Source organism: Niallia nealsonii, assembly GCF_002835805.1.
GTDB lineage: Bacteria > Bacillota > Bacilli > Bacillales > Cytobacillaceae > Niallia > Niallia nealsonii.
In genome coordinates this window covers 33,513-59,283 of record NZ_PISE01000025.1, presented here as the reverse complement: position 1 = coordinate 59,283, position 25,771 = coordinate 33,513, and the positions used below count along the sequence as shown (strand labels likewise).

At 34.4% G+C, this 25,771-nt stretch carries 30 protein-coding genes, 2 pseudogenes and 1 riboswitch; of the genes and pseudogenes, 18 read left to right on the top strand and 14 right to left on the bottom strand.

Going from position 1 to position 25,771, the window contains the following annotated elements; all coding sequences use genetic code 11:
• Positions 1-28: 28 nt before the first annotated feature.
• From CWS01_RS12295 to CWS01_RS12285, 3 genes are all read right to left on the bottom strand, one after another.
• Positions 29-724 carry an LrgB family protein gene (locus CWS01_RS12295; RefSeq protein ID WP_101177495.1) on the bottom strand — a complete coding sequence of 232 codons (696 nt, stop codon included), beginning with the start codon at positions 722-724 and terminating at the stop codon, positions 29-31.
• A complete protein-coding gene (locus CWS01_RS12290) occupies positions 721-1,092 on the bottom strand; it encodes a CidA/LrgA family holin-like protein (protein WP_101177494.1) in 372 nt (123 codons plus the stop codon). Before CWS01_RS12290 ends, CWS01_RS12295 begins: the two co-directional genes overlap by 4 nt.
• A 206-nt stretch (positions 1,093-1,298) precedes the next feature.
• Positions 1,299-2,168 carry a LysR family transcriptional regulator gene (locus CWS01_RS12285; RefSeq protein WP_101177493.1) on the bottom strand — a complete coding sequence of 290 codons (870 nt, stop codon included), beginning with the start codon at positions 2,166-2,168 and terminating at the stop codon, positions 1,299-1,301.
• Positions 2,169-2,484: 316 nt separating this feature from the next.
• On the opposite strand from CWS01_RS12285, the gene CWS01_RS22400 reads away from it, so the two are divergent.
• Positions 2,485-2,637: a hypothetical protein gene (locus CWS01_RS22400; RefSeq protein ID WP_157827641.1), complete on the top strand. Its 153-nt coding sequence runs from the start codon at positions 2,485-2,487 to the stop codon at positions 2,635-2,637.
• A gap of 103 nt (positions 2,638-2,740) precedes the next feature.
• Here the strand turns inward: CWS01_RS22400 and CWS01_RS12280 are convergent, their stop codons facing one another.
• On the bottom strand, positions 2,741-3,052 hold the full coding sequence (locus CWS01_RS12280) for a hypothetical protein (RefSeq protein ID WP_168714390.1): 312 nt from the start codon (positions 3,050-3,052) through the stop codon (positions 2,741-2,743).
• A 249-nt stretch (positions 3,053-3,301) separates the two neighbouring features.
• Here CWS01_RS12280 and CWS01_RS12275 point away from each other — a divergent pair, with 249 nt between their 5' ends.
• Positions 3,302-3,820, top strand: a complete 519-nt coding sequence (locus CWS01_RS12275) for a pyrophosphohydrolase domain-containing protein (protein ID WP_193603775.1) — start codon at positions 3,302-3,304, stop codon at positions 3,818-3,820.
• A 136-nt stretch (positions 3,821-3,956) separates the two neighbouring features.
• Here the strand turns inward: CWS01_RS12275 and CWS01_RS12270 are convergent.
• Positions 3,957-4,494 (bottom strand): annotated as a pseudogene (locus tag CWS01_RS12270) (transposase); the annotation flags it as partial.
• 52 nt (positions 4,495-4,546) lie between these two features.
• Between CWS01_RS12270 and CWS01_RS12265 the strand changes: the two are divergent.
• Positions 4,547-4,777, top strand: coding sequence for a hypothetical protein (locus CWS01_RS12265; protein ID WP_101177490.1), 231 nt, complete (start codon positions 4,547-4,549; stop codon positions 4,775-4,777).
• A gap of 96 nt (positions 4,778-4,873) precedes the next feature.
• On the opposite strand, the gene CWS01_RS12260 is transcribed toward CWS01_RS12265, so the two are convergent.
• Positions 4,874-5,581 carry a DUF3298 and DUF4163 domain-containing protein gene (locus CWS01_RS12260; protein ID WP_101177489.1) on the bottom strand — a complete coding sequence of 236 codons (708 nt, stop codon included), beginning with the start codon at positions 5,579-5,581 and terminating at the stop codon, positions 4,874-4,876.
• A 247-nt stretch (positions 5,582-5,828) separates the two neighbouring features.
• On the opposite strand from CWS01_RS12260, the gene CWS01_RS12255 reads away from it, so the two are divergent.
• From CWS01_RS12255 to CWS01_RS12240, 4 genes are all read left to right on the top strand, one after another.
• Positions 5,829-6,212 carry a PH domain-containing protein gene (locus tag CWS01_RS12255; RefSeq protein ID WP_101177488.1) on the top strand — a complete coding sequence of 128 codons (384 nt, stop codon included), beginning with the start codon at positions 5,829-5,831 and terminating at the stop codon, positions 6,210-6,212.
• A 155-nt stretch (positions 6,213-6,367) separates the two neighbouring features.
• Entirely contained in the window at positions 6,368-7,399 is a 1,032-nt protein-coding gene (locus tag CWS01_RS12250) for a fatty acid desaturase (protein ID WP_101177487.1), read from the top strand.
• A 195-nt stretch (positions 7,400-7,594) separates the two neighbouring features.
• The gene (locus CWS01_RS12245; protein ID WP_101177486.1) at positions 7,595-8,731 is read left to right on the top strand and encodes a sensor histidine kinase; all 1,137 of its coding nucleotides are present in this window, start codon (positions 7,595-7,597) and stop codon (positions 8,729-8,731) included.
• Entirely contained in the window at positions 8,728-9,327 is a 600-nt protein-coding gene (locus CWS01_RS12240) for a response regulator transcription factor (protein ID WP_101177485.1), read from the top strand. Before CWS01_RS12245 ends, CWS01_RS12240 begins: the two co-directional genes overlap by 4 nt.
• Positions 9,328-9,487: 160 nt before the next feature.
• Here the strand turns inward: CWS01_RS12240 and CWS01_RS12235 are convergent, their stop codons facing one another.
• Positions 9,488-10,102: a DedA family protein gene (locus CWS01_RS12235; protein ID WP_101177484.1), complete on the bottom strand. Its 615-nt coding sequence runs from the start codon at positions 10,100-10,102 to the stop codon at positions 9,488-9,490.
• Positions 10,103-10,489: 387 nt separating this feature from the next.
• Between CWS01_RS12235 and CWS01_RS12230 the strand changes: the two genes are divergently transcribed.
• Positions 10,490-10,774, top strand: coding sequence for a hypothetical protein (locus CWS01_RS12230; RefSeq protein ID WP_101177483.1), 285 nt, complete (start codon positions 10,490-10,492; stop codon positions 10,772-10,774).
• 86 nt (positions 10,775-10,860) lie between these two features.
• Here the strand turns inward: CWS01_RS12230 and CWS01_RS12220 are convergent.
• Together CWS01_RS12220 and CWS01_RS12215 are read right to left on the bottom strand one after the other, a co-directional pair.
• Positions 10,861-11,494 (bottom strand): annotated as a pseudogene (locus CWS01_RS12220) (YhfC family intramembrane metalloprotease).
• 325 nt (positions 11,495-11,819) lie between these two features.
• On the bottom strand, positions 11,820-12,821 hold the full coding sequence (locus CWS01_RS12215) for a DUF3231 family protein (RefSeq protein WP_101177480.1): 1,002 nt from the start codon (positions 12,819-12,821) through the stop codon (positions 11,820-11,822).
• A gap of 132 nt (positions 12,822-12,953) precedes the next feature.
• Here CWS01_RS12215 and CWS01_RS12210 point away from each other — a divergent pair, with 132 nt between their 5' ends.
• Positions 12,954-13,274, top strand: coding sequence for a CHY zinc finger protein (locus CWS01_RS12210; protein ID WP_101177479.1), 321 nt, complete (start codon positions 12,954-12,956; stop codon positions 13,272-13,274).
• Between the two features lie 95 nt (positions 13,275-13,369).
• Positions 13,370-13,675 (top strand): DUF3243 domain-containing protein, encoded by a 306-nt coding sequence (locus CWS01_RS12205; RefSeq protein WP_101177478.1) that lies wholly within the window; start codon positions 13,370-13,372, stop codon positions 13,673-13,675.
• A 173-nt stretch (positions 13,676-13,848) separates the two neighbouring features.
• Here CWS01_RS12205 and CWS01_RS22395 read toward each other — a convergent pair whose 3' ends face one another.
• The 4 genes from CWS01_RS22395 to CWS01_RS12190 form a co-directional block, all read right to left on the bottom strand.
• Entirely contained in the window at positions 13,849-13,989 is a 141-nt protein-coding gene (locus CWS01_RS22395) for a hypothetical protein (protein ID WP_157827640.1), read from the bottom strand.
• A 250-nt stretch (positions 13,990-14,239) separates the two neighbouring features.
• A complete protein-coding gene (locus tag CWS01_RS12200; protein WP_101177477.1) occupies positions 14,240-14,752 on the bottom strand; it encodes a GNAT family N-acetyltransferase in 513 nt (170 codons plus the stop codon).
• A 476-nt stretch (positions 14,753-15,228) separates the two neighbouring features.
• Positions 15,229-15,582, bottom strand: a complete 354-nt coding sequence (locus tag CWS01_RS12195; RefSeq protein WP_101177476.1) for a hypothetical protein — start codon at positions 15,580-15,582, stop codon at positions 15,229-15,231.
• A 406-nt stretch (positions 15,583-15,988) separates the two neighbouring features.
• The gene (locus CWS01_RS12190) at positions 15,989-16,858 is read right to left on the bottom strand and encodes a cation diffusion facilitator family transporter (protein WP_101177475.1); all 870 of its coding nucleotides are present in this window, start codon (positions 16,856-16,858) and stop codon (positions 15,989-15,991) included.
• A gap of 226 nt (positions 16,859-17,084) precedes the next feature.
• Positions 17,085-17,163: riboswitch (ZMP/ZTP riboswitch) on the top strand.
• Positions 17,164-17,332: 169 nt separating this feature from the next.
• Between CWS01_RS12190 and CWS01_RS12185 the strand changes: the two genes are divergently transcribed.
• Positions 17,333-18,532, top strand: coding sequence for a phosphoglycerate dehydrogenase (locus CWS01_RS12185; protein ID WP_101177474.1), 1,200 nt, complete (start codon positions 17,333-17,335; stop codon positions 18,530-18,532).
• Positions 18,533-19,083: 551 nt separating this feature from the next.
• On the opposite strand, the gene CWS01_RS12180 is transcribed toward CWS01_RS12185, so the two are convergent.
• Positions 19,084-19,317 (bottom strand): DUF378 domain-containing protein, encoded by a 234-nt coding sequence (locus tag CWS01_RS12180; protein WP_101177473.1) that lies wholly within the window; start codon positions 19,315-19,317, stop codon positions 19,084-19,086.
• 268 nt (positions 19,318-19,585) lie between these two features.
• Between CWS01_RS12180 and CWS01_RS12175 the strand changes: the two genes are divergently transcribed.
• The 7 genes from CWS01_RS12175 to CWS01_RS12145 all read left to right on the top strand — a co-directional run bounded on the left by CWS01_RS12175 (position 19,586) and on the right by CWS01_RS12145 (position 25,719).
• Positions 19,586-19,948: a group I truncated hemoglobin gene (locus CWS01_RS12175; RefSeq protein WP_193603777.1), complete on the top strand. Its 363-nt coding sequence runs from the start codon at positions 19,586-19,588 to the stop codon at positions 19,946-19,948.
• 115 nt (positions 19,949-20,063) lie between these two features.
• Entirely contained in the window at positions 20,064-21,059 is a 996-nt protein-coding gene (locus tag CWS01_RS12170) for a Gfo/Idh/MocA family protein (protein ID WP_101177471.1), read from the top strand.
• Between the two features lie 163 nt (positions 21,060-21,222).
• On the top strand, positions 21,223-21,708 hold the full coding sequence (locus CWS01_RS12165; protein WP_101177470.1) for an SRPBCC family protein: 486 nt from the start codon (positions 21,223-21,225) through the stop codon (positions 21,706-21,708).
• A 39-nt stretch (positions 21,709-21,747) separates the two neighbouring features.
• Positions 21,748-22,803, top strand: a complete 1,056-nt coding sequence (locus CWS01_RS12160) for an LLM class flavin-dependent oxidoreductase (RefSeq protein WP_101177469.1) — start codon at positions 21,748-21,750, stop codon at positions 22,801-22,803.
• 316 nt (positions 22,804-23,119) lie between these two features.
• Complete coding sequence (locus CWS01_RS12155) at positions 23,120-23,890, top strand: metal ABC transporter ATP-binding protein (protein ID WP_407938565.1); 771 nt, start codon at positions 23,120-23,122, stop codon at positions 23,888-23,890.
• 15 nt (positions 23,891-23,905) lie between these two features.
• Positions 23,906-24,763 carry a metal ABC transporter permease gene (locus CWS01_RS12150; protein WP_101177467.1) on the top strand — a complete coding sequence of 286 codons (858 nt, stop codon included), beginning with the start codon at positions 23,906-23,908 and terminating at the stop codon, positions 24,761-24,763.
• Positions 24,764-24,783: 20 nt separating this feature from the next.
• Positions 24,784-25,719, top strand: a complete 936-nt coding sequence (locus CWS01_RS12145) for a metal ABC transporter substrate-binding protein (RefSeq protein ID WP_101177466.1) — start codon at positions 24,784-24,786, stop codon at positions 25,717-25,719.
• Positions 25,720-25,771: the final 52 nt, after the last annotated feature.

Here is a 25,771-nt window from a genome sequence, read left to right as displayed (position 1 = left end):
ATCCATTGGATTTTATCCTTTTTTAGTTTTAGCTGCTGCTTACCACTTTCATTAAAAAGGGGATGAGAGAGCTTCCCCAAATAACCGTTATCCATGCTGCAAGAATCATCGCGAGTGTAGAAAAGGTTGCTTCTTGTTCACCAATTTCCATTGCTTTTGATGTTCCAACACCATGGGCTCCCATTCCTAATGCCAAACCTTTTGCAATGGATGATTTTAAGGCTAAAAACTTAATGGCATATGGACCAATGATTCCTCCTATTACTCCTGTTAATATAACAAAAACAGTTGTTAGAGTTGGAAGACCGCCAATTTCCTCAGATACTTCTATTGCAATCGGTGTAGTGATAGATCTAGGAATAAGGCTAATAATAAAATCAGATTGAAGATTTATTAAAATGGATAAAAAATAAGAAGAAATAATTGCTACTAATGTTCCGGTTGTTACACTTATAATAATAACAACAAAGTATTTTTTTAATAAATGCCAATGTTTATAGATTGGAACAGCAAAAGCAATCGTTGCAGGTCCTAATAGATGAGTTAATATCTTAGAGGATTGCATATAACTGTCTGCCGAGATATGGAGTAAGCTGATAAATAAAATTAATAAAATAGGCGTTAAAAGCAATGGATGCAATAGCGGATTATTCCATTTTTTATAGCCCCATTTTGTTAAACGATAAAATAAATAGGTGAGCACTGTCAATAAAACAATTTTCATTTGGAAAGACTTCTCTTTCTATTATAGATTTTCTCTGCTGTATAGCCTGTTGCAACCATTACAGCGAAAGTACTGATAGCAATTAATAGAATGGTTTCCATTCCTTTTATATTAAAAATTTCATCATAGTTCACTATTCCAACTGCCGATGGGATAAAAAACAACAGTAACTCAGCTAATAGCCAAGCTGCCCCTTTTTCTATCCATTCTACTTTGACTACTTTAGTGAATAAGGCGATAAGTAAAATAATAAGCCCCACCATAGACGCTGGGATAGGGAGTGCTATGATCATTTTAATTGCCATTCCTAACAATAAAAATACGTGAAGAAACAAAATTTGTAATAGGATAACAATAAATTTCTTCAAAATGATCACCTTCTCTTTCGTAAAAAATAAAATCAATTATTTTTTGGATAAGATAATCATACGCTACTTATTATCATTCGTATAATACATAGTTATTATATTTATTATAACAAAAAGTTATAATGATAAAATAAAGGGCTTTCACAAAAGGGATAACGTTTACATTTCTCTTTTGTTTTTGTCAAGAGAAATTATTGGATTTCTCCTTATTTTATGACAAAATCAATAAATCTTTTTCCAGCTACAGAAAGATATCGATCTTTTTTTGTAATAATCGCCAATTCCCATTTCGTTACAGGTTTTAAGTCGATAATTCGAACATGTTTATTGGTAATTCTATTGCAAATCGATTCAGGCAGCATGCTGATTCCCAGATTAGCTGCAACAATTTCAGCAATAAAATCCCATTGAGAACTTTTAAAAATAATTTTTGGTTCAAATCCTTCTTGAATGCACTTTGTTCGCATAATTTCATAAAGAGCGAATTCTTCACTATAAAAAATAAATTCAACATCGCGAAGCTCTTTCATATGGACCACTTTTCTTGTAGACAGTTCATGCTGTTCATTTACAATTAGTTTCATTTTTTCTTGCACAAATGGGAAAATATGGAGCGATTCATTTTCGATTGGCAATACAGATACACCAATTTCAAATTCTCCTTCTTCAACACTTTTGGTCACTTTAGCTGCTCCGTATTCTTTAATATTGATATGTATGTTTGGGTAGGCACGGTGAAAGGCAGCAATTACTTTTGGAAAAAATAAACTGCCAATAATAGGAGGAATGCCGATAGTAATAGTTCCTCGGGTTAAATTTGTCATATCATGAAGCGTAGCAGACATTTCTTCTACTTGCGCAATGATTTTTACAGCATAGTCATAGACAATTTGACCAGCATCTGTTAGTTCATGGGTTTTATTGGAACGATGAATTAAGGTAATGCCAACCTCTTCTTCTAAACTTTTAATCACCTTACTTAAAGCAGGTTGGGATATATGCAGCATTTCTGCTGCTTTCGTAATATTTTTTTGCTTTACCACTTCAATAAAGTATGTCAGTTGCCGGATCTCCAACCTTTTTCTCTCCAATCTTTTTATAGATTCTTTTTATTTTACCGATATTTTTAAGAGAAAACAATTTGTATGTAAGATATGGGCATAATAAAGTGAAACTTCATAAAGGAAATTTTTTATCCATTTAGATTTCTCTTTGTTCTCTTTTCACCTTAAGATTAGGGTTACTGCCTGTTAATAGGAGAATGCATAGAATGATTTTTTAGGAGAATACACTTGATCAGGATGCTTTTTAATAAAAATAAAAAAGAGGTTTAAGACTAACAGAAATGAGGTAAATATAATACAACGATGGTTGAAAGGTGTGTGTGTGAAGATGTACATTTTTCACGAATTGAAGGGGAAAAAAGTAAAAACTAATTGGAAAGATAATTTATTGGCAAACAAAAAATTTGAAAAGTTATACAGCAACAAAAATACAATAGAAGTATTAGTAAAAAATATTCATATAAATAAAAATATCCGCTGATAGTATAATTAGATGGAATGTTTAAGTATGTCCCATTAGAAGTCTTGAATAGTTGCGCAATTAAAATAGGCTGCAATAAACTTCTAAGGGACATTTATTTATATTAGGAATGAGCCGGAGCTTCTAATAAATAGTCTTCGAATACTTTATAAATGATTCCATTTTTTTCTATGAAACTAGCACTTTCTAATTGTTTTGTACGGACAACATAAACGGATTTAACAAAAATATGAAGTGCTTCATCCTCTGATAACCCATGGATTTTTTGAATTAGCTGACTGTTAGTACTGTAATTTGATAAGCGGCTAAGAAATTCTTTTGGATAATCCTTTGGCAATTTGCCAGTCTCTTCTTTAAAAATACCTCCTTGTCCTTCAATTTCGACATGATGTATTATTTCTGATAATTCCATCAAATTAAATATCTCCATTGATTAAAAACACCTCTTTCCTAACTAGTATTATAACAGGGCTGTAAATGCTAGTAAATTAATGTTTGCTAATCTTATGTAATAGTCTGAATTTTTTTAGGCAATAAACTGTTATATAAAAGGTTATTTCCGTTTGAGCCGCAAAATGACTACTTGTTTAAAAAAATAGGGAACAATCCATTTTTTAGTGATAAAATATAAAAGAATAAACAGTGGTAAGGAGTTTTTGTCAGTATGTGTAAAGAAAATAATAAAATGTATTATATGGTGAAAGAATTTCATCAAGCATTTGGACATGAAGTGAAAAATAGTCCAACTGCTATATCAGAAGAAACGGCACTCAATCGGGCTGTTTGGACTGGAGAGGAAATAGTTGAATTTCTTTATGCCACAGCAGCAGGCAAAGAAGATAAATTCAAAGAACTATTCCAAGGGCTGCTTTTAGGCCTAGAAAAGGCCGCAGAGAAAATAACAGCAGAAAAAAAACCAGTAGATGATGTATTAGTAGCACAAATGGATGCATTAACAGATATTGAATACTTTAATCAAGGCAGTTTTGTGATTGCTGGAGTGGAGCCTTTTAATTTATTTCAAATCGTGCAAAATGCCAATATGGGCAAACTTTTTCCAGATGGAAAACCAAGATTTAGAGAAGGCGACGGAAAAATTATTAAACCCCCACATTGGGAAGCTGAATTTGCACCAGAAGGAAAATTACAATTAGAAATAGAAAGGCAAAAAAGAGGAGAATGATAAAATATTCTCCTCTCAGTTTATCGACAAAAGGGGTTCAGAATAGTCTCATTCTGAACTCCTTTTCAGATTAAGTTTCATTTTGTTACCAATTTTTTCGAAATTTTGAAAGATGGGTCTTAAAATAGTCTTTCTTTTAGGCTATTTTAGAATTTGCCCAAGTCCAATTCGCCATCTTTTTTAAATTTATGGCAGCGAAAGTAAGCATCGACAATTTTTTGAGTCCCCTTAAAGTTGTCCAACACATGCCATGCTTTTCTTTTCTTTTCTCGCTCAATCGTTTCTTTTCGCTTGGCATATATTTGTTTCATATCATGTTGATGACGAAGATGATCTGCTTCTTCCATATACTTTTCCCATACCTGTCTTTGAATCAGTTTTTGATGGGACTGACTTTGTGTACATGGTAAGAGGAAAGGGCAATTCTCGCAAATACAAGAAGTAGACTTATATTGACGATTGTCTTCTTTCATAGTGGTGGAATACTTTAGTGTTTCTTCTTTCAATCAAATATAACAGTCAAAGTACTCATCATACACATAATCGTGTTTTCGAAAATAACCATCTTTTGTACATGGCCTTGTGTAAGGTAAGGCAGGAGTCATGTCATTTTTCATCAAGTAGTTCGTAATGGCTGGTATTTTATAAGCTGCATCTACTGTAACAGTTTTGGGGTATTAGTTGCTCTAACGTCATCATTTATAATTGGTCTCTTGGGATAGAAGAATGTTTGGAAAGCATGTGTCACCTCTGTCTATTTATCTATCTTTATTTAAAGAATGGAAGTTTCGAATTCTAGGCTGGATTGAAAGGAAGTTGATTGGAGCGGATAGGAGAGACTCCTACAGGATTAGCGAGACAGTCCGAGATCCTGCTAGACGAAGCCGCTCGGCGCTCGCCCCGTGGAAAGCGAACTCTTATAGTGGAAATCAACATCCCGATTTAAAAGAAAAGTAAACAAAAAACCGTAGACAAACTTCCTTTTTAAGGAGCTTTTTTCAACAGTCTGAGAGGAGAATGATAAAACATTCTCCTCTTTTTGTTTTCTCTCAACTATTCTTTATAAAGAGAAGTTGGAATAAAAATGGTTGGATGGCCGGAAACATATGGACCTACTTCATATTGCTGAAAAATCAAGTAGATGCCTCCATCTGCAAAATAAAATTGTGTTTGATTGGTTATTTGAAAAGATGAAAATTCTTTTGAATCTGGATAAAAAATATCTGGTTTTTTCAACATATAGTTTTTGGCATATGCTGTCACTTTTTTATAAACCTTTTTTGTAGGGAATAAGTTATCAAGTGTATACCTCTGACCCGTCTTTAAGTTGAAGTTATAGCTTGTGACCGTTGTGCTTCCATGAGCTCCTCCTGTAAATTGATAATCATACAGCAGGAGGCTTAGCTTATTATGTTTATTGTATTTGACCTCATAATTTGTTGTATATTCATAGATGCAAGCAGAAGGAGAATCTTTGCAAATAGTTTTATTCTGCATATTTTTCATTTCTTGCATCAATGCTTCATAATTTGCTGCTGATTTTTTTATATGTTTCGTTAAGACAGCATTTATTTTTTTCTCTGCTGTTTTGTTTGTTAAACCAGAAACATAAGGATAGATGAGATGTGAATTATGTTGGTACTTTTTTGCTGTCACTGCTGCACTGTTTATTGGCGCTGCACTTGTATAGTGGTTTGGCAGAAGACAAAATAGAAAAGCGAATATAATACTGCATATAAACATGGATGGAATGGAACGCATTTTATTCTCCTTATCTTGTTTTTTAATCACTATCTAACGGGCTTTTGCCTCTCACCTAAGGGATGATAAGAGAAAACGAGAAATCTAGGTGGGCAGAAACTTGCTAAGTAAAAGCCTGATTGAAGTTTCACTTTATAGGATAAGTAGAATAAAGGAAAAAATACATGGAGTTTTATAAAATAATGGAAAATTTAGTATGGATAAGTTACTATTGCAGTAAAAGATAACTATAAAGGATGGGATTTTATTGGGGTTTTTTGACGGATTAATGGGCAATGCCAGTGTAGTGGATGCAAAAGAAATAGAAAAAGAACTAGAAATGATCGTGGGAGAACAAGAGCTTGTAGAGCTAGCCTATAAATTAGTAAGAGATTTAATCGTGTTTACTGATTTACGTTTGATCTTAGTAGATAAGCAAGGTTTAACAGGAAAAAAGGTCGAATATCAATCGATTCCATATAAAAGTATTTCTCGTTTTAGTGTGGAAACAGCAGGCCATTTCGATTTAGATGCGGAATTGAAAATTTGGATATCTAGCGCCATGCAGCCAACGATTTCCAAACAATTTAAAAAAGACAAAAATATTTATGAGGTGCAAAAAGCGTTAGCAGTGTATGTAGCGAAAGCATAGCTAACGGCATTTTTTGATAACGAAAGTAGCGCCACTGGAAAATAAATTAAGTCGATTATGACATTTGTCATGTTGTGTATATGACATGTATGTCTTCATAAGTTTATCCCTTTTCTGTATACTTATCGTATTGATAAAAAAAGGGGATAAAAGACATGGATATCCAAAATTTAAAACAATTGCGTAAAGCGGTTTCGCCTTTTGAAAAAGCCACAACGAAAAACAGTATATGGCAATTGATTAATACAATGCTGCCATTTTTTCTGCTATGGGTGTTAGCATATCAAAGTTTAACGATTTCTTATTTACTGACATTGTTGTTTGCCATTCCTGCTGCAGGGTTTTTGGTAAGGATTTTCATTATTTTTCATGACTGCTGCCATTTTTCTTTTTTTAAGAATCGCAGAGCAAATAAAATACTTGGAACAATTACCGGCGTCCTTACATTATTTCCATACAGTAAATGGCAGCATAGTCATTCTGTTCACCACGCAACGAGCGGCAATTTAGATAAGCGGGGAACAGGAGATTTATGGATGATGACGGTAAATGAATACATGGAAGCATCTTTTTTTACGAAAATAAAATATCGTTTATACCGTAATCCAGTTGTTATGTTTGGATTAGGACCTATTTACGAATTTCTGATTATGAATCGTTTTAACCGAAAAAATGCTCGAATTCAGGAAAGGCTAAATACGTATTTAGCCAACATTTCTCTTATTGCAGTTGTCTTTTTACTTGGATCTGTACTGGGATGGACGTCCTTTTTATTGGTGCAGCTTCCAATTTTTCTTCTTTCAGGCAGCATGGGAGTTTGGCTGTTTTATGTCCAGCATACATTTGAGGATACGTATTTTGAAGAAGATAAGCATTGGGATTATGTAAAGGCTGCTGTTGAAGGAAGTTCTTTCTACAAACTCCCAAAATGGATGCAATGGCTAACAGGCAATATTGGCTATCACCATGTGCATCATTTAAGCCCAAGAGTTCCAAATTATATGCTAGAAGAAGTGCATAACCAAACGACTCCACTGCAAAATGTACCAACAATCACATTAGCTACAAGTTTAAAATCATTAAAGTTTCGATTATGGGATGAAGAGAGTAAACAGTATATTGCTTTTCATGAATTGAAAAATTCTGCAGCCATCCGACGATTAAAGGCTTCTAAAACAGAAGTTTAAGTATATACATGTCTTTATTGAAGGAGCAGCTACCTTTTTATTGCTTATAACCAAAATTACGTTGGCCCCGATTTAGGCATACGCATGATGGAATAAGCTATATAAAAGTAGCTGCTTATTTTATGTTAAGATAACAAGCACTACGGGCTTATCAGTAAACATTTGATACAGATGTTTGCAAATAAAGGGGTAGTTATGATAAAAAAACGGAAAATTTTGCAAAATAATACAGGAATCTCTTTTTATATTTGGACAGTACTAACGATTTTGCCATTTTATTTTATTTTTCATGCATCTACAACCACGGATGTAGTGATCGGCATATTTTTGACGGTATTCTTTTTTTTGCTTTATAGCATTGCATATAAAACAAAAGGATGGCCGATTTATATATGGACGTCCTTACTGATTTCGATGTCTATTACGGCCACTTATTTTTATAGTTATGTATATTTTGCTTTTTTTTTATCCTATCTGATTGGAAATATTAAAAAGCAGCTGCCATTTATTATTTTATATATTGTACATTTAGTGCTGACTTCTCTTGCTATCAATATAAAATTCATTTTGCAAGATGAACTATTGCTTAAGCAGCTTCCCTTCGTGCTAATCATTTGGCTAGGGACTATTCTTTTGCCGTTATCGATCTATAATCGCAAAAAAACAGACCAATTAGAAGAAAAGCTAGAAGATGCAAACAAACGCATCTCTGAACTAGGAAAATTAGAAGAAAGGCAGCGAATTGCCAGGGATCTTCATGATACGCTCGGACAGAAACTTTCTCTCATCGGCTTAAAAGCGGATTTAGCGAAAAAATTAATTTATAAAGATCCTGAAAAAGCAAAATCAGAGTTAAAAGATGTTCAGCAAACGGCAAGAACCGCTTTAAATGAAGTAAGAGTAATGGTGTCTTCTATGAGAGGCATTAAATTAACAGAAGAAATAGTCCGCGTGGAACAAATTTTTCAAGCAGCAAACATTCAATTTATATACAATAAAGAGTTTATTTTATCCAATCTTTCTCCAATTGCAGAAAATATTTTAAGCATGTGCTTAAAAGAAGGGGTTACGAATATCGTTAAACATAGTAATGCGACTGTTTGCAGAGTTAAAATCGATGAATACGCAACAGAAGTGCAATTAATTATTCAGGATAATGGAGAATCGATTGTGACAGAAAAAGACTTTGCCAAAGGTCATGGATTAGTCGGTATGCGGGAGCGATTGGAATTTGTAAATGGAAGTTTACATGTACACTCAGATCAAGGAACCATTTTAACGATAAAAGTACCAAAAGACGTAAAACAAGTAGAAAAGGAGGGGAGTATATGATAAAGATTGTGATTGCAGAGGATCAGCGTATGCTTTTAGGTGCATTAGGTTCATTGCTTGATTTAGAGGATGATATGACGGTGGTCGGCAAAGCAAATAATGGAATGGAAGCTATTGAATTAGTGAAAAAACTAAGGCCGGATATTTGCATAATGGATATTGAGATGCCAGGCAAAACAGGATTAGAGGCAGCAGAAGAATTGAAAGAGCAAAGCTGTAAAGTCATTATTTTAACCACTTTTGCGAGATCCGGCTATTTCGAGCGGGCTTTAAAAGCAGGGGTGAGCGGTTATTTGTTGAAAGATAGTCCCAGTGAAGAGCTTGCTTCAAGCATTCGCAGTGTAATGACGGGAAACCGAATCTATGCCCCTGAATTAATCGATGATATGTACAAAGAAGAAAATCCTCTGACAGAGCGGGAAAAAGAAGTGCTTAGCTTAGTTGCAGATGGCAAAAATACAAAAGAAATAGCAGATGAGCTTTCCATCAAAACTGGAACGGTGCGAAATTATATCAGCATGATTTTAGATAAATTAGAAGTGAAAAACCGTATCGAAGCGATTTCAAGATTTAAGGAGAAGGGCTGGTTTAAATAAAGCTGCTGCAAGGAAAAAGGGCAGAATTAGCTTTTTTATCCATATCTAGCAAATAGGGGAATCGGTAAAAACGATGGTATATTTTTTATATTAGTATTTTAAAGCAGAAAAGGAGCATCCTATAGTCAAAAATTTGACCTATAGGATAGCTCCTTTTCTATTAATTCTGCTTTGTAACTCGTTTGCGAATGAACCAAACGATAGCAGCTATTCCTGCAAACGCAATTAAAAAGTAGATAATGTTAGAATAAACATTCATATAATGAACGATATTTTCCCAAGATCCTCCTACCATTGCGCCAATTTTAATTAAAATAAAATTCCAGATAAGCGTTCCAATTGTAGTAAGAAGCAAAAAGATGCCGAAATTCATGCGAGCCATTCCGGCAGGCAAGGAAATTAAACTTCTAATAAGGGGGATAAAACGGCAAAAAAAGACAGTCCAATTTCCATATTTAGTAAACCAGCCATTTGCTTTATGCAAATCTTCCTTTGTTAAGCGAACGATATGGCCATATTTATTAATTATTTTTTCCATTCGATTCATATCAAGAAAGGACCCGATCCAATAAAGAGTAATTGCTCCAGCAACAGAACCAAGAGTTGAAACGGCTACTACGCCAGCTATAGAAAGACTTGTTGTTGTAGTCATAAAGCCACCAAATGTTAAAATAACTTCTGATGGAATAGGAGGAAAGATATTTTCTAATGTAATAAGCAAAAAAATGCCGAAATACCCAAATTCCTCCATTGTATTTGTGATCCAATTTTCCATGCAACACACTCCTTGAAATGATTGATTTAGCTCGCTTATTTGCACAGTAAGGATCCTTAGCAGACTGATTGTTAAACAGCATATTAAAATAAATAATAGTATAGGGAGAAAAAACATCCTCTTAGAATAGTAATATAAAATGTTTGTTTTGTGAAATCATTTCATTAAAAATAAATGAAAATTTAATGAGAAATAAATGAAAATTTAAAAACGAAAAAATAAAGTTTTTTTGTTTTTGTATTTAGATTATATTGTGGTATAATTGATAGATTGGAGGTTAGGAGAAAATATTCTGGTTGAGCATAACTTTTTTTTCGAGGCTGTACTAGAAATATGGGAAATAACGATTTGTGTTAGTTAATCTGTTTTAATAAAGGAGAATGCCATATGTTAGCGAAAATAAAAAAAGTGAAGTTTGAACCAGATGCGGTAAATGATAAACCTCATTATAAAGTATTGCTTGAATGCTCCAAGGGAAATCACTTGTTTATTCACTTTGATTATACTCCAACTCGCAAAAAATTTATTCCATTATTGTTTGAATTTCGTGGTGAAAATAAAGGGGCTAGATTGGATTGGTATACAAAAAGAGTGGAAAATATGACAGTTGATCATTTTCTTGAAACAATTGCCGAAAAAGTTAATAAAAAATATAATTATAAATTAAATTAATGAATGGGCTCATTCGATTCGTCTGTTTAATGACCGAATCGAATGAGCCTGTTGTTTTATTATAATAATGAAAAGTGAAAAATGGATTATTTGATTGTATCTGTAAATTTATTTTTTATTTTTACGATAAAGTAGATGCAGAAGATAGCTACAATAAGAAGCAATAATTCAATCAATAAGAAATTTTCTATTACGCCTGCTTGATATAATGCAGGCAAGAAATTTACTATTGCATGAAAAATAATTGCATATAAAATGTATTTAAATTGATTTTGTTTAACGCCGTAAAGAACAGCTAAGGATAATGCGATATGTAAGGATAATGCAAAAATGCGCATCAGCAAATTGCGTTTGGATGGCAGCAAGTTGTTCTTTGGGAATTTGTGATCCACCTACGTTGCTTAAAGCCCCTGATTGGACCATGCTATACAAAATAATAGAACTTAGAGCAGATACTCCCCTAATTAAAATAGCTTCTATTCCATCATGCCCTAAACCATATGAAAGACCATCTCTGTATTGATGATTCTTTTTTAATAAGAGTTTAAAAGCAAAAAAACGTCCTATTTCTTCAAAAATGCCAGCGGCTAAACCACCGTATAATGCAAATAAATAAGGATTTGCACTCCATTTTAACTGTGTTCCTGTTGGGGCAAGGACAGCAATATGGAGAATTTTTTCTAATACTTGTGAAGAGACGAAAAAAATCAATACACCCATCCTAAAAGATTTCCATGAAAGCCATTTTTTCTCTGGAAAATAACAAGTAAAATAATCGGCACAATAACAGACAAAAGAATTTGCACGGAAATGCCTATAGATACTTCATTCTAAGTTCCCCCTCTATGTAATGAATGTTCCATTTAACTATAGTGCATAACTGAAAACGGAGTCAATTAAGCCTGCCAATAGCAAAAAAACTAGCTGATCAGCTAGTTAGAAAATCAAAAAAGTTGAAAAGGACTTTTTGGGATAGGCTCTTCCATTCCCATCTGCCGATTTTAGTTAGAATAAGAACCGTCACAAAACTTATTTAAAGATATGATTATTTAGTAAGCTTTTTTCGATCTTCGATTTGTGGCGGCTCTTCCATCCAGCCGTTTTTAATTAAAATTTCCCCACCTTTTCTAGCGAAAGAATATATGTCGTTTGCCAAAAGCGTCATTTTGGCTGGCAGATCATTTCGAAGACTGAATGCTCCACCTAAGGCGTTGCTTCCAAGCCCAAAGGATGTTAATAAACTTGTATTATAAAGCATTAATTTTTCAGAAAATGGCGGAGTTTTGGATGTTGTCGTTTTTCCTGCATGTGTTGCCGGTGGTTCAATATAGCTTTGTCGAAGGAATTCTCCTAAATTAATTTCTATTTTTTTTGATAAGTTCATTCCTTTTACTAAATATTCCTTTACTTCCTGTGTCGATGCAGTCTGTGCAAATCCAATCATCAGCTGCATTCCGACGAGATTTGTCTCAATTGTATGATGAATAAGGGAAACTTCAACGGTATTTAAGGATCTTGTGTCACTGAACAAATGAAACCCATTCATGTATTGTTTGTCTTTTACAAAGCTTACTTCTTTTGGCATGGTAACAAAAGGCGGTCTTGCTAAAATGCCCTTTTGCAGAAGAAATTGTGTTGTAGTATTGTTCATAGCTTGTGAATGTGCCGTAAAAGCCATAAATAAATCATCAATGTCTTTTCGATAGGACATGCTAGCGAAGAGTGCATATAAGCTGCTTTCTAGTTTTGTCATCATATGCAAATAAATCATATCATAATAAAAATCAAATAATTTTGGGGAACCTTTATGCACATCTTGTTCTGTAAAGCCGAGAGGAGTAGCAGCACCTTCACTCTGTAAAATATTTACTATTTTAGCTACATGTTTTTCTGATTGCTGAAAGTGTGATAGTAAAAATTCTTTTTCTTCTCCGGCAGCATGTTCAATAAAATGAGTCAATATTCTTATAATCATTGTTTTTTCTTGATAAGCCATCCATAAATTAGCTAATTCTGAGGATGTAATAGGTATTTGATTCTCATTCATAATAAATTAGCCTCCATGTTTTTTTTTTACTATTTCCTAATCACTAAAAATCTATCCTACATTATACTTAATATGTTGTATTGAATTAAGATAGAGATTATGGAATGGAATAGTAGGGAGAGAAAAGAAGAGATGAAAAAAATATTTGGTTTTCCAGTGGATAAGGAAACAAGGTGCATTCATTATCATGGAGAGGTGGATGTTATTGCGATTAAATTTTTTTGCTGCAATCATTATTATCCTTGTTATAAATGTCATGAAGAAGAAGCCAATCATCCAATCGAAAGGTGGCCGAAGCAGCAATTTAATGAAAAAGCGATTTTATGCGGTGTATGCAAAATGGAACATACTATTGAAGCATATAAAAACATGAATGCTTGTTTGAATTGCGGAGCGAAATTTAATGACAGATGTGAACTTCATTATCCATTGTACTTTGAAGAGGCAGAATAGATCAGTTTCTATTTTGGTAAATATATCCTTTGAGTTTCGCCTTTAAGTATTCGGGAATAGCTACAATAGATTATCAAATAAAGGAGGAACACAAGATGGAAAAAAATATTGCAAGCAAAGTAGATAATAAGCTGGATCAGATGGATAGCAAAGAAAAAGAAGCCATTTTGGAAAATTTTACAGAATTCAAAAGTTTTTTGGCAGATAAAGTAGCGAAAGCAGAAAAACTTGGTCTTGATGAAGAACAGTTAGCAAAAGCAGCGCAAAAGATCGGCGATTATCTTGCAAATAAAGAGGAGCCGCAAAATCGTGAAGAAAAATTGCTGCAAGAACTTTGGAAAGCAGGCAATAAAGAGGAGCAACATAAATTGGCGCATATGCTTGTAAAGCTAGTCAGCTAATTAAGGAAAGCGTCTAGTGATAGAAAAACTATTTAACCTGTTAGAAGATAGTAGCCAATAAGCAAATGAGAACATTTTAAACGGTTCTTATTTGCTTATTGGCTGTATTAATGATGGGAGCATACGCGAAACTCATCTTCCTATAAAAAAGATACCTTATTAAGACTGCATATTTACTTTTTTTTGGGGGATGAGGAAATTGGTATATGCTTCGGTTTTTGTGGAAATGAAGTACTATCTTCTGCTGGTGTTGTTAAATCATTTCGCTGATCAAGCACTTTGCCAGTAAACTCAACGGGATTTCTGTTTTGCATTTTTTTCACCTCCATTTATTAGCATGGATTAAAATGAACCAGTAATGCAAAAAAACAGAACTTGGCTAATTTAACCTATCGCTATTTAATTTTACGCATCGAAAAATACAAGATGTAGATTATTTAGGTGATTTTAGTATTTTTTCTGTTTCTCGTGTGATAATCTTTATAATTAATGAAATAAAGAGAGATTAATTATAAAAACAAGCTGCTTTTCATAGGACGAATTGTCTTATGAAAAGCAGCTTGTTTAATTTTCAGTAGGATGATCAGGGCCTTGTAAATCTAATTGATAAAAGCTGAGGTCTAACCATTTTTCAAATTTATAGCCTGCTCGTTTAATTGTTCCTGCATGATAGAATCCTAATTTTGTATGAGCTAAAATGCTTTTTTCATTGTTTGCATCAATGCCAGCTATAAGGGTTGCATACTTTTGTGATTCGGCAACGGCAATTAATGCTTTTAATAATTTTGTGCCAATTCCTTTTTTTCGAAACTCCTTATGTACATAAACAGAATGTTCAATTGTATATTTAAAACCAGGCCAAGGACGAAATTGGCCATATGTGGCAAAGCCCATCACGATATTATTTTCTTCAAAAACAAGTACAGGATAACCATCCTCTAGTTTTTGTTTATACCAAAGTTGTCTATCTTTGAGTGTTTGAGGAGTATAACTGTAGACTGCAGTCGTATGGATAATCGCATCATTATAAATTTCCAATACTTCTGGCAGATCTTTTTCTTGCATGTCTCTGATCATTTTTATCCATCCTTTTACAACATAATATTAAGTAGTATATCATCTTTTTTCTGGAGTGATAGAAGAAATTTTATAAAAGTTTAGAAAATAAAAAAGGGTGGAGAGGAAATGAGGTTTGCAAGGGAGCAACTGCTAGAAAATTTGCAGATAAACATTTTTCCTTTTGCTTATTAATTCAATAACTTAAAAAACAACCGAAAAGAAGTATCACTTCTAAGCTCCATTCTATCTGATCATATGAGCGTTTTTTTATAGTATCCTCTCCCTTTTTAAGAAAAGTAATGGCGGTAAATTAGAGCAATAGCCATAATGAGTAGGCTAAGGAGTAAAAGGGTGGAAAGAGCGATTGATTTTGCTAATTTTTTAAAAAGAAAATAAAGGAGAAAAAAGAACAGGATAAGTAAAACGAATGAAAGATAGGATGAAAACAATTGCTATTCTCCTTTGCAGTAATAGATGGTAGGGTGAAAAATAGTTTAGACATGCTTTTTTCTTTTTTTTTCTTTTATATCATGCGCTTTTGCAAGATTATGCACTTTTGTAGAAATGACGTCTGATGAAAGTCTTTCTTTTAATGTAGGAAATACTTGGCCAACATAATCTTCCAAACTTTTACGATAATAGCTTTCTTGCATATATATTTGAAAGGAGCAGGAAATCCTTACATATATTTGATTATTTTTTTCAAAAGGTTCGGAAATAGCAAGAACTTTAAATTTATCTCCATAAGGATTTTTGATTTTATTAATTTTATTCGTGATATATTGTTTATATGTAGGCGATTTGGTTGTTCGATAATAAAAATCGACAATTCCACTTGTGTAAATCATAAATAATTCTCCTTAAAAGCAAAGATAATTAAGATTATATCATGGATTAATAGATATCCTAACACTTTTATGGAAAGGCAAAAACAATCGTTTTTTCAGAGAAGCGGCATAGAGGGGAACAGGAAATGGAAGAGAAATACTTGTATAGTGGCAAAATGTTAGGGGAGAAATATGCAACAGTAGGGAAAATGGTATTCCGATTGCCGGTATTATCAAAATAGAATGGCTCCTTATATTTACAGGCATTTTATTATTTATACAAAGTTTCTTTCTAGTTGGAAGCAAAGTACGGCTTGAAGCAGGAAAGCCAGTTGGGAAAGAAGGAGAGTAATCTGTCAAAAACGGATAAGTAGATTTAGCGCTTATCCGTTTTTTTATCTAGATTAAAAAGCTGCGCTGTTTGCTGCTAATTAGGCTCTACATGTACATGGACTTCATACACATTATGTTTTTCTATTAAAATGTCTTCTACTTTTGTGGAAATATCATGGGCATCGCGCAACTCTAGAGTGGAATTAACAAGGATAACAATATCTACAACGGTGTTGCTGCCATAGTTTCTTGCTCGAATATCTTTTACTCCTTTTACTCCAAATGTATTTAGAATAGTTGCTTTGTATTCTTTTATTAAGCCCTCATCAAAACCATCTGTTAAATAATGAGAAGCGTCACGGAAGATTTCCCAAGCGGTTCTGCAAATAAGGAAGCCAACAATTGCTGCGGCCAGCGGATCGAGCCAAGGAAGTTGAAATTGCGATCCAATAATGCCAATCGCTGTGCCAATACCAACCCAAGCGTCGGAGAGATTGTCTTTTGCGGCAGCCATAACAGATTGGCTATTAATTTTTGTGGCCAATTTTTTATTGTAGCGATAGACAACATACATAACGACGGCACAAAATAAGCCAACTGCGGCAGCGAGAGCATCGGGAGATTCAGATTTTCCTTCCCATACAGAAATTATTGCTCCATATAACACTTGAAGGCCGACTGCCATCATAATAAAAGAAGCAATCATAGATGCGACTGTTTCTGATTTCCAATGGCCATAACGATGATCTGCATCTGCAGGTTTTTGTGATATTTTTAAACCAATCAAGACCGCAAGTGATGCAACAATATCTGTAGCGTTATTTAATCCATCCGCTTTTAGCGCCTCTGAATGTGTTGTTAGACCAATTAAATATTTTAAAACAGATAAACATATGTAGGCAATGATGCTGATAATGGCTCCTCTTTCACCCAATTTCAAATCATTGTATTTTTTTTGTTCCATATTTTTTCCTCCGTCTTAAATCCTCTTTGTCCATCATAGCAGGATGAGTTTAGGTGGGTCTACAGCAACCTTTTTTCCTTTAACTATACAATTATTAAGTAGGAAAAAAAGTTTCTTTAAGGAAATAAATCTAGGATAAAAACCTTTGCAAAAAGAACTTTCACATTAAAGTCAAAAAATAGTGGTTGAAGAATGCAGAAAAATTTGATAACATGAAGTCATTCAAAAGGCTGTATGTAACTGGCGAAGCACGGAGAACCGTGAGGGAGCATACAGCGTCGTAGCCGTTCGCCTGGGCAGAGGTAAGGGAATCTCCCTTGCCTCTTTCTGTTTAATAGGAGGGGAGATTTGAAGGCTATTTAATTCTTTATATTTAGAAAATTTAAAAAAAGCAAGTGTTATAGATAAGATGCTAATTAAGCTAGTGAAATTTAATTAATTTTAATTAATTTTAATAAAGAGGAGAAATAAAACATGAGCACAAGCATATTAAATAAAATGAAAACAATTAAAACGTTAAATAACATTGCAGAAAATGGTTTGAAGGTATTCAATAAAGAGAACTATGTTATTGATAATGACAGCGACAATCCAGATGCTATTGTTGTTCGCAGCTTTAACATGCATCAAACTCCACTTGGCGATGATTTAAAAGCAATTGCCCGCGCTGGTGCAGGTGTTAATAATATCCCTGTTGAAAAATGCACAGAACAAGGAATTGTTGTTTTTAATACGCCTGGAGCAAATGCAAATGCGGTAAAAGAAATGGTATTAACATGTTTAATGGCTTCATCTCGTAATCTTTTTGATGGAGTGGCTTGGACAAAAACACTTGTAAATGAAGGCGATCAAATTCCTAAACTAGTTGAAGCTGGAAAAAAACAATTTGTCGGCAATGAGATTAAAGGAAAAACATTGGGAGTTATTGGTTTAGGTGCAATTGGAGCACTTGTAGCAAACAATGCACTAGACTTAGATATGGACGTAATTGGTTTTGATCCATTCATCTCTGTTGATACAGCATGGAATTTATCTAGAAACGTACAGCGTGCTATGACGATTGAAGAACTATTTGCAAGTGCTGATTATATTACGGTGCATGTTCCTTTAACAAATGATACAAGAGGAATGTTTAACCAAGGCACATTCAGCATTATGAAACAAGGTGTTCAAATTCTTAATTTCTCTCGCGGTGAACTTGTAAACGAAACAGATATGGAACAAGCGCTTGAAAACGGAAAAGTAGGCAGATATATTACGGATTTCCCAAATGAAGCAGTATTAAAAATGAAAAATACGATTCCTGTTCCACATCTTGGTGCATCTACAGCTGAGTCTGAAGAAAACTGTGCTATTATGGCTGCGCGTCAAGTGAAGGATTTCTTAGAAACTGGAAATATTAAAAACTCTGTTAACTTCCCAGGGGTTTATCTTCCATATGCAGGAAAACAACGTGTTGCTGCATTCCATAAAAATGTCCCTAATATGGTAGGACAAATGACATTATCAATCTCTAGCTTAGGCCTAAATATTGCTGATATGGTAAACAGAAGCAGAGGAGAATACGCTTATACTATGATTGATATTGACAATGAAGTAACTGGCGATATTTTACCAGCTTTATATGAAAAAATTGCTCAAATCGAAGGCGTTGTTTCAACTCGTCTTATCTAAGGGTTTGAAATAGGGTGTTTAGTAAAAGAGCCTCCATTTTGTGATGGGGGCTCTTTTGGTTGAAAAAATAATAGGTTTTAGGGTTTCACTACTGTTTTTGTTGCTTTGCTGCTGATATTTCCTGCTTTATCTTTAGCAGTAAGAACTGTTTCCTTTTTGCGCTTTTATGAAAATTAATATCCCCGTATGGAAGTAGTTGACTACAAGTTGTTTTATCATAGGATCTAGGATTGGCATAGAGCAAATCATTATTAGGTCCTTTTTTTAGTATGATGTAGTCACTGGAACTTTTGCGATTTTTCCTATAGTGTTAGTTTTTTAGGTGAAGACTGCATTTCTTTTGTCAGTTGCTTAAATAAATCCAATAGATATACAAAAAAAGACTGTTTTTACGCACAAAATTACTCCAATAGTTTTTAGAAAGAACTTGTTTTTATATCAATATATAAAACTTTTAGATATCTAAATAGTTCAAATTATATTTTCCGACAAAAAATACAATTTAGAAGAATGCACAAAAAAAGAGCTGGTTAGTTCCAGCTCTCCATGAATTAATGATTGGTTCTTGCGCTAGTTCTTGTGGCAGTTGCTGATTTAGATGTAAATAATAAGGATAGATTTAAAAGACCGGCAATACCGACTAAACCATAAATAATTCTGGATAATGCAGCATCTTGACCACCAAAGATGGCAGCAACAAGATCAAATTGGAAAAAACCAATTAGCCCCCAGTTTACCGCTCCTATAATAACAAGCACTAATGAAATTCTTTGCAAAACACTCATTATATATTCCTCCTTTAAGTTAGCAAACTCATAATCAATGGATTACTCTATATATACACCTGCAGGAGATTTATAAACCTTTCCATTGAAAATGGCAAAAAATAACGAAGTAATAGAAAACTTCTTGGAAATAAAAAAGAAATTTAAAAAACAATCGCTCTATTGAACGTAATTTAGTACAATAAGAAAAAATCTATTGCTTATAGAATATAAAAACAAAAAAGAGCAAAAGATAAGGAGAAGAATAATAAAATAGGAGAGTTGCATGATGGAACAAACCCTTTATGAAAAAGTTGGCGGAGAACAAGCTATTGAAAAAGTGGTGGAGTATTTTTACCATGAGTTGGTATTGAAAGATGATACGGTTAGCCATTTTTTCAAAAATACAGATGTGAAAAAACAAATTGGCCATCAAACGAAATTTATTAGTTTTGCATTAGGTGGCCCCAAACAGTACACAGGAAAGTCAATGGCAAAAGCGCATGAAGGAATGAATATTCAGCCAGCCCACTTTAATGCAATTGCGACACATCTTCATGATGCTTTAGCACATTTTGGGGTGGAAGAAGCGGATATTGATACTGCATTAACAAAAGTTGCTTCTTTAAGAGATGATATACAGTATAAATAATATTTGCCTTTTTAAAAGAACGATTTGAGGATAATATCTTTGAATCGTTCTTTTTACATGCCTTGAAGGGGGTTTCTATATGTAACGCCGAATAATATAAAAGGAGGTGAAGAAAATGAAATCATACTTAAAAGAAGTGCGGTGGGGAATTATTGGCTGTGGAGATGTGACAGAAGTAAAAAGCGGACCAGCCTTGCAGCAAGCAGAAAATTCACAGATTGCAGCGGTTATGAGAAGAAATGGGGAGCTTGCGAAAGACTATGCAATGCGCCATAAAGTGAAAAAATGGTATGACAATGCGGATGCATTAATTAATGATCCAGAGGTTAATGCCATTTATATCGCGACACCGCCTAATGTACATAATGAATATACGATAAAAGCAGCAAAAGCAGGAAAGCCTGTATATGTAGAAAAGCCGATGGCACGCACGGCAAAAGAGTGTTTGGAGATGATAGAGATTTGCGAACAAGGAGATATTCCTTTATTTGTGGCCTATTATCGCCGTGCATTGCCACGCTTTCGAAAGATTAAGGAAATAATAGAAAGCGGTGTACTGGGTGAACTTCGTTTTGTTCAGACAACACATTTTCAGCCAGCAAACAACGAAGGGCAAACTCCTAAAGAACAGCCTTGGCGTGTCAATCCAGAAATAGCTGGGGGAGGATTGTTTCTCGACCTTGCAAGCCATACACTGGATATTCTTGATTATTTGCTTGGTCCCATTAAAGAAGTTAAAGGGCTTGCATCTAATCAAAATGATGCATATCACGCAGAAGATATCGTTACAGGTACGTACTTATTTGAATCAGGTATACATGGAACAGGAACATGGTGTTTTTCTGCTTTTGACCATATTGATAAAAATGAAATCGTTGGCAGCGAAGGAAAGCTAACCTTTTCAACCTTTGGCGATAGTTCTATCACGCTAGTAACAGCAAAAGGAAAGGAACAATGGACAATAGAAAATCCTCGCCATATTCAAAAATATTTAATTCAAGAAATCGTGGATGAATTAATAGGGAAAAAAGTTAGTTCTAGTACTGGAAAAACTGCTGCAAGAACAAATTGGGTAATGGATCAGCTGATTGCAGATTATTATCAAAAATAGCGGAATGTAGAAAAAGTGCATCATTTCTTTCGATGCGCTTTTTTTAGTTTTCTATTTTCAAACAATAAGATTAGGAATTCTATTTTCTCCATCTTATAATGAAAGTAATAGAGGAAATCAGTTTTATGCAAAATCTATATGGTTTAATAGAAAGGATGATAGGATGCTTGCGGTTATAGGAAAAAATGGGGAAAAATATAGAGCAATTTACAATCGGTATTACCATTATTCTATCGAAGAAGTGTGGGCAATATTGACAGAAAATGACCATTTGAAAAACTGGATGTCCAATCTTCAAGTGGAAGAGTTAAGAAAAAATGGTAGAATTAAATTTTTTATGAATGACGGGACAAATGAATCTATTGATATGAAAATTATGGAGTATGACCCACTTTTTTTGCTGCAATTTGAATGGGGAGAAGGTTCGGTTCGTTTTGAACTTGCTGCAGAGGAAGGCGGGTGTTTCTTTCAATTAAAAGAATACATAGAGGAGTTAAATGACCATGCAGCAAAAGATCTAGCAGGCTGGCATGAATGTTTGGAGTTATTTGAGGCTTTATTAAAAGGACAAAAACTAGATTTTTCGATGGAAAGATGGGAAAATTGGCATAAGGAATATAGAAGAGTTTTGAAGCGGTTCATAGAATAAAAAATACATAGGGCCAACAAACAAGCAGGAGGATTTTTTATGGAAATAGGGATAAGTACATTTGTAGAAACAACACCAGATGTGGACACGGGGGAAGTAATTAGTCACGCAGAGCGACTTCGGCAAGTAGTGGAAGAAATCATTCTCGCAGATCAAGTGGGATTAGATATTTTTGGTGTCGGCGAGCATCACAGGGAAGATTTTGCTGCATCCTCTTCAAGTTTGGTTTTAGCAGCAGCAGCATCACAAACAAAACGAATTCGATTGACAAGTGCTGTTACGGTGCTGTCATCAGCAGATCCAGTTCGAGTATTTCAAGACTTTGCAACACTTGACGGCATTTCAAATGGCCGGGCAGAAATTATGGCTGGAAGAGGATCCTTTATTGAGTCATTTCCTTTATTTGGATATGAATTAGCGGATTATGATCAGTTATTTGAAGAGAAGTTGGAACTTTTATTAAAAATACGAGAATCAGAAAAAGTAACATGGAAAGGAGAGCATCGTCCAGCTATTAATAATCGAGGGGTATACCCTCGACCTGTACAAGATCCATTGCCAGTATGGATTGGCAGCGGCGGCAACTCTGAATCAGTGGTTCGTGCAGGCTTATTAGGTTTGCCCCTTGTTTTAGCCATTATTGGTGGCAGCCCTAGACAATTTGCTCCTCTTGTGGAACTTTATAAAAAAGCTGCTAAACATGCAGGTCATAATCCAGATGAATTGCCAGTAGCTTCCCATTCCCATGGATTTGTGGCAGAGACAACACACGAGGCAAAAGATAAGTTTTTCCGGCCAACACAGCAGGTCATGAACCAACTTGGAAAAGAACGAGGATGGGGACCATATACTCGGGACACCTTTGATAATGCCTGCACATTAGAAGGAGCATTATATGTAGGAGACGTTCAGACAGTCGCAGAAAAAATCATTTATCTCCGCAAAAACGTCGGCATTACTCGTTTTATGCTCCATGTCCCAGTTGGCACGATGCCTCATGCTGATGTAATGAAAGCGATCGAATTACTAGGAAAAGAAGTAGCACCAATCGTCAAAGAAGAGGTTAGCCGTTGGGAAAAGGAGAATAAGAAATAGGAAGAACACTTTTTCTGACATAGATGATAAAATAAAAAAATGTCCATTTGATTTTTTCAAATGGGCATTTTTGTCGTTTAAATAAATTGATATTATTTTTTTGGAAACTTATTGGCGATAAGAGAATAATTTGAAGTATTATGTAGCATCTGTGAAGTTGATCAGATCTTATTAAAAAAACAGGCTAGTTGCGAAAAAATAAGTAAATAATTCTGTACATCTAAAAATAGATGTGCTACAATCACCATAAAAGTTGCATTAGGGAAAAATAATTAGTGTGGGTAAATAAACTTGTCTCAATGAAAGAGGGATGGAAATGGAAATTATAAGGGTGAAAGATTTAGCGGTTTCTTATAAGGGCAATCCTGCTTTATTCGACTTAAGTGTGGAGCTGGAAAGCGGCAGATTAATTGGGATTGTTGGTCCAAATGGAGCAGGGAAATCTACATTTATGAAAGCATTGCTAGAGTTAACGCCAAAAGATAAGGGAGAAGTGGAAATATTCCAGGAACCAGTCAAAAAAAATAAAAAAAGAATTGCCTATGTGCCACAGCGCAGCAATATTGACTGGACATTTCCAATAACAGTCATTGATACGGTGCTATTAGGTACGTATCCTTTATTAGGACTCTTTCACAGACCTGGAAAAAAAGAAAAAGCATGGGCTTATGAATGTTTAAAAAGGGTAGGAATGGAGGCTTATGCCAAAAGGCAAATTGGTGAATTGTCGGGTGGACAGCAGCAGCGTGTATTTATGGCAAGAGCGCTTGCTCAAAAACCACAACTGTATCTTTTAGATGAACCTTTTGTTGGAATTGATATGGCCAGTGAAGAAGTAATTGTCAGAATACTCAAAGAATTGAAAGGTGAAGGCAACACAGTTGTTGTTGTTCACCATGACTTAAGTAAAGTGGAGAAGTATTTTGATGATCTTGTTTTATTAAATAAAACGATTATTAAAGCAGGTCCTGTTTGTGAAGTGTTTAAGCGGGAGCATATTATGCAGGCATATGAAGCAGAATTTCAATTTCAGTCTTTTTTGCAAGAAGAAACATTTCAGCAGTCTGTTAATGCAGAACAAGTGTAGAAAGGAAGATACATGATGGAATTTATTCAGGCGGTAATGGATTATGCATTTTTGCAAAAAGCATTGGTCACTTCAGTAATGGTTGGAATTATTTGCGGGGTAATTGGAAGCTTTATTATTTTAAGGGGCATGTCTTTAATGGGAGATGCAATTAGTCATGCTGTATTGCCAGGTGTCGCCATTTCTTATATTTTTGGTCTTAATTTCTTTTTTGGAGCAGTAATTAGTGGACTTATAGCAGCACTTGGCATTGGTTATGTTAGTCAAAACAGCAGAATAAAAAATGATGCAGCAATCGGCATTATGTTTAGTACGTTTTTTGCACTAGGAATTATCTTAATAACGATGGTGAAAAGTTCCAGTGATCTCTATCATATTTTATTTGGCAATGTGCTTGCAGTCCGATCGTCGGATATGTGGATTACATTTTTTATCGGCGTGTTTATCTTAATTATTGTATTTGCCTTTTTTAAAGAATTATTAGTAAGTTCCTTTGATCCTACAATGTCACAAGCTTATGGACTGCCAAATAGAGTAATTCATTATTTGATTATGACATTATTAACCTTAGTGACGGTTGCTTCCTTGCAGACCGTAGGAATCGTTTTAGTTGTTGCCATGTTAATTACGCCGGCATCTACGGCATATTTATTAACAAATCGCTTGTCCGTTATGATCGGCCTTGCTGTAATCTTCGGTACTTTGTCTTCTATTATTGGCCTTTACTACAGCTATATTTATAACTTGGCATCTGGTGCGACAATTGTGGTAGTTTCTACGATATTTTTTCTCCTTGCCTTTATTTTTTCGCCAAAACAAGGAGTTTTGTGGAATAAATTGCGAGCACATAAACAACGTGCTTTATCACGTTAACATAAAGGGGGGGATTTTTTATGAGAAAATGGTTATACACAGGATTTATTCTGTTAGTTTGCTTGTTTGTATTTGTTGGCTGCAGCCAAACAGAAAAGAAAAAGGAATCAGATGGAAAGGTGAAAATTGTTGCGACCTATTCAATTCTTGCTGACATCATCGAAAATGTGGGAGGTGAGCATGTAACGGTTCATTCGATTGTTCCAGTCGGTAAAGATCCTCATGAATACGATCCACTACCTGCTGATATTCGTGCAAGTACGGATGCAGATATGATTTTTTACAATGGACTAAACTTAGAGACAGCAAATGGCTGGTTTAATAAGATGTTAGAGACAGCAGGGAAAAAAGATAAAGAAGATGAAGAAGTTTTTCGCATCAGTAAAGGCGTAGAACCGAAATATTTAACATCTAAAGGAAAAGAAACAGAACAAGATCCTCATGCATGGCTGGATTTAAACAATGGCATTAAATATGCAGAAAATGTAAGGGATGCATTAATTAAAAAAGATCCAAAAAATACAGAGGCATATGAGGAAAATGCAGATAAATATATTAGCAGTTTACGTGAATTGCATGAAGAAGCAAAAGCAAAATTTGCCGATATTCCAGAAAAACGCCGGGTGTTGGTAACAAGTGAAGGAGCTTTTAAATACTTTGCAGAAGCATATGGCTTAAAAGGAGAATATATTTGGGAAATCAATACAGAAAGCCAAGGAACAAGCGCCCAAGTAAAACGAATTGTTGATATTATTAGAGAAGGCCATGTACCTGCGCTATTTGTGGAATCAAGTGTAGATCCACGAAGCATGGAAATGGTTTCAAATGATTCAGGTGTTAAAATAAAAGGAAAAGTATTCACCGATTCTGTTGGAAAGCCAGGATCAGAAGGAGATAGTTACTTAAAAATGGTGAAATGGAATTTAGAAACCATTCACGAAGGGCTGGCAGAATAGGATATAGAAAAAAGGAATGCAAATAGAGAATGCATTCCTTTTCTCCTATAAA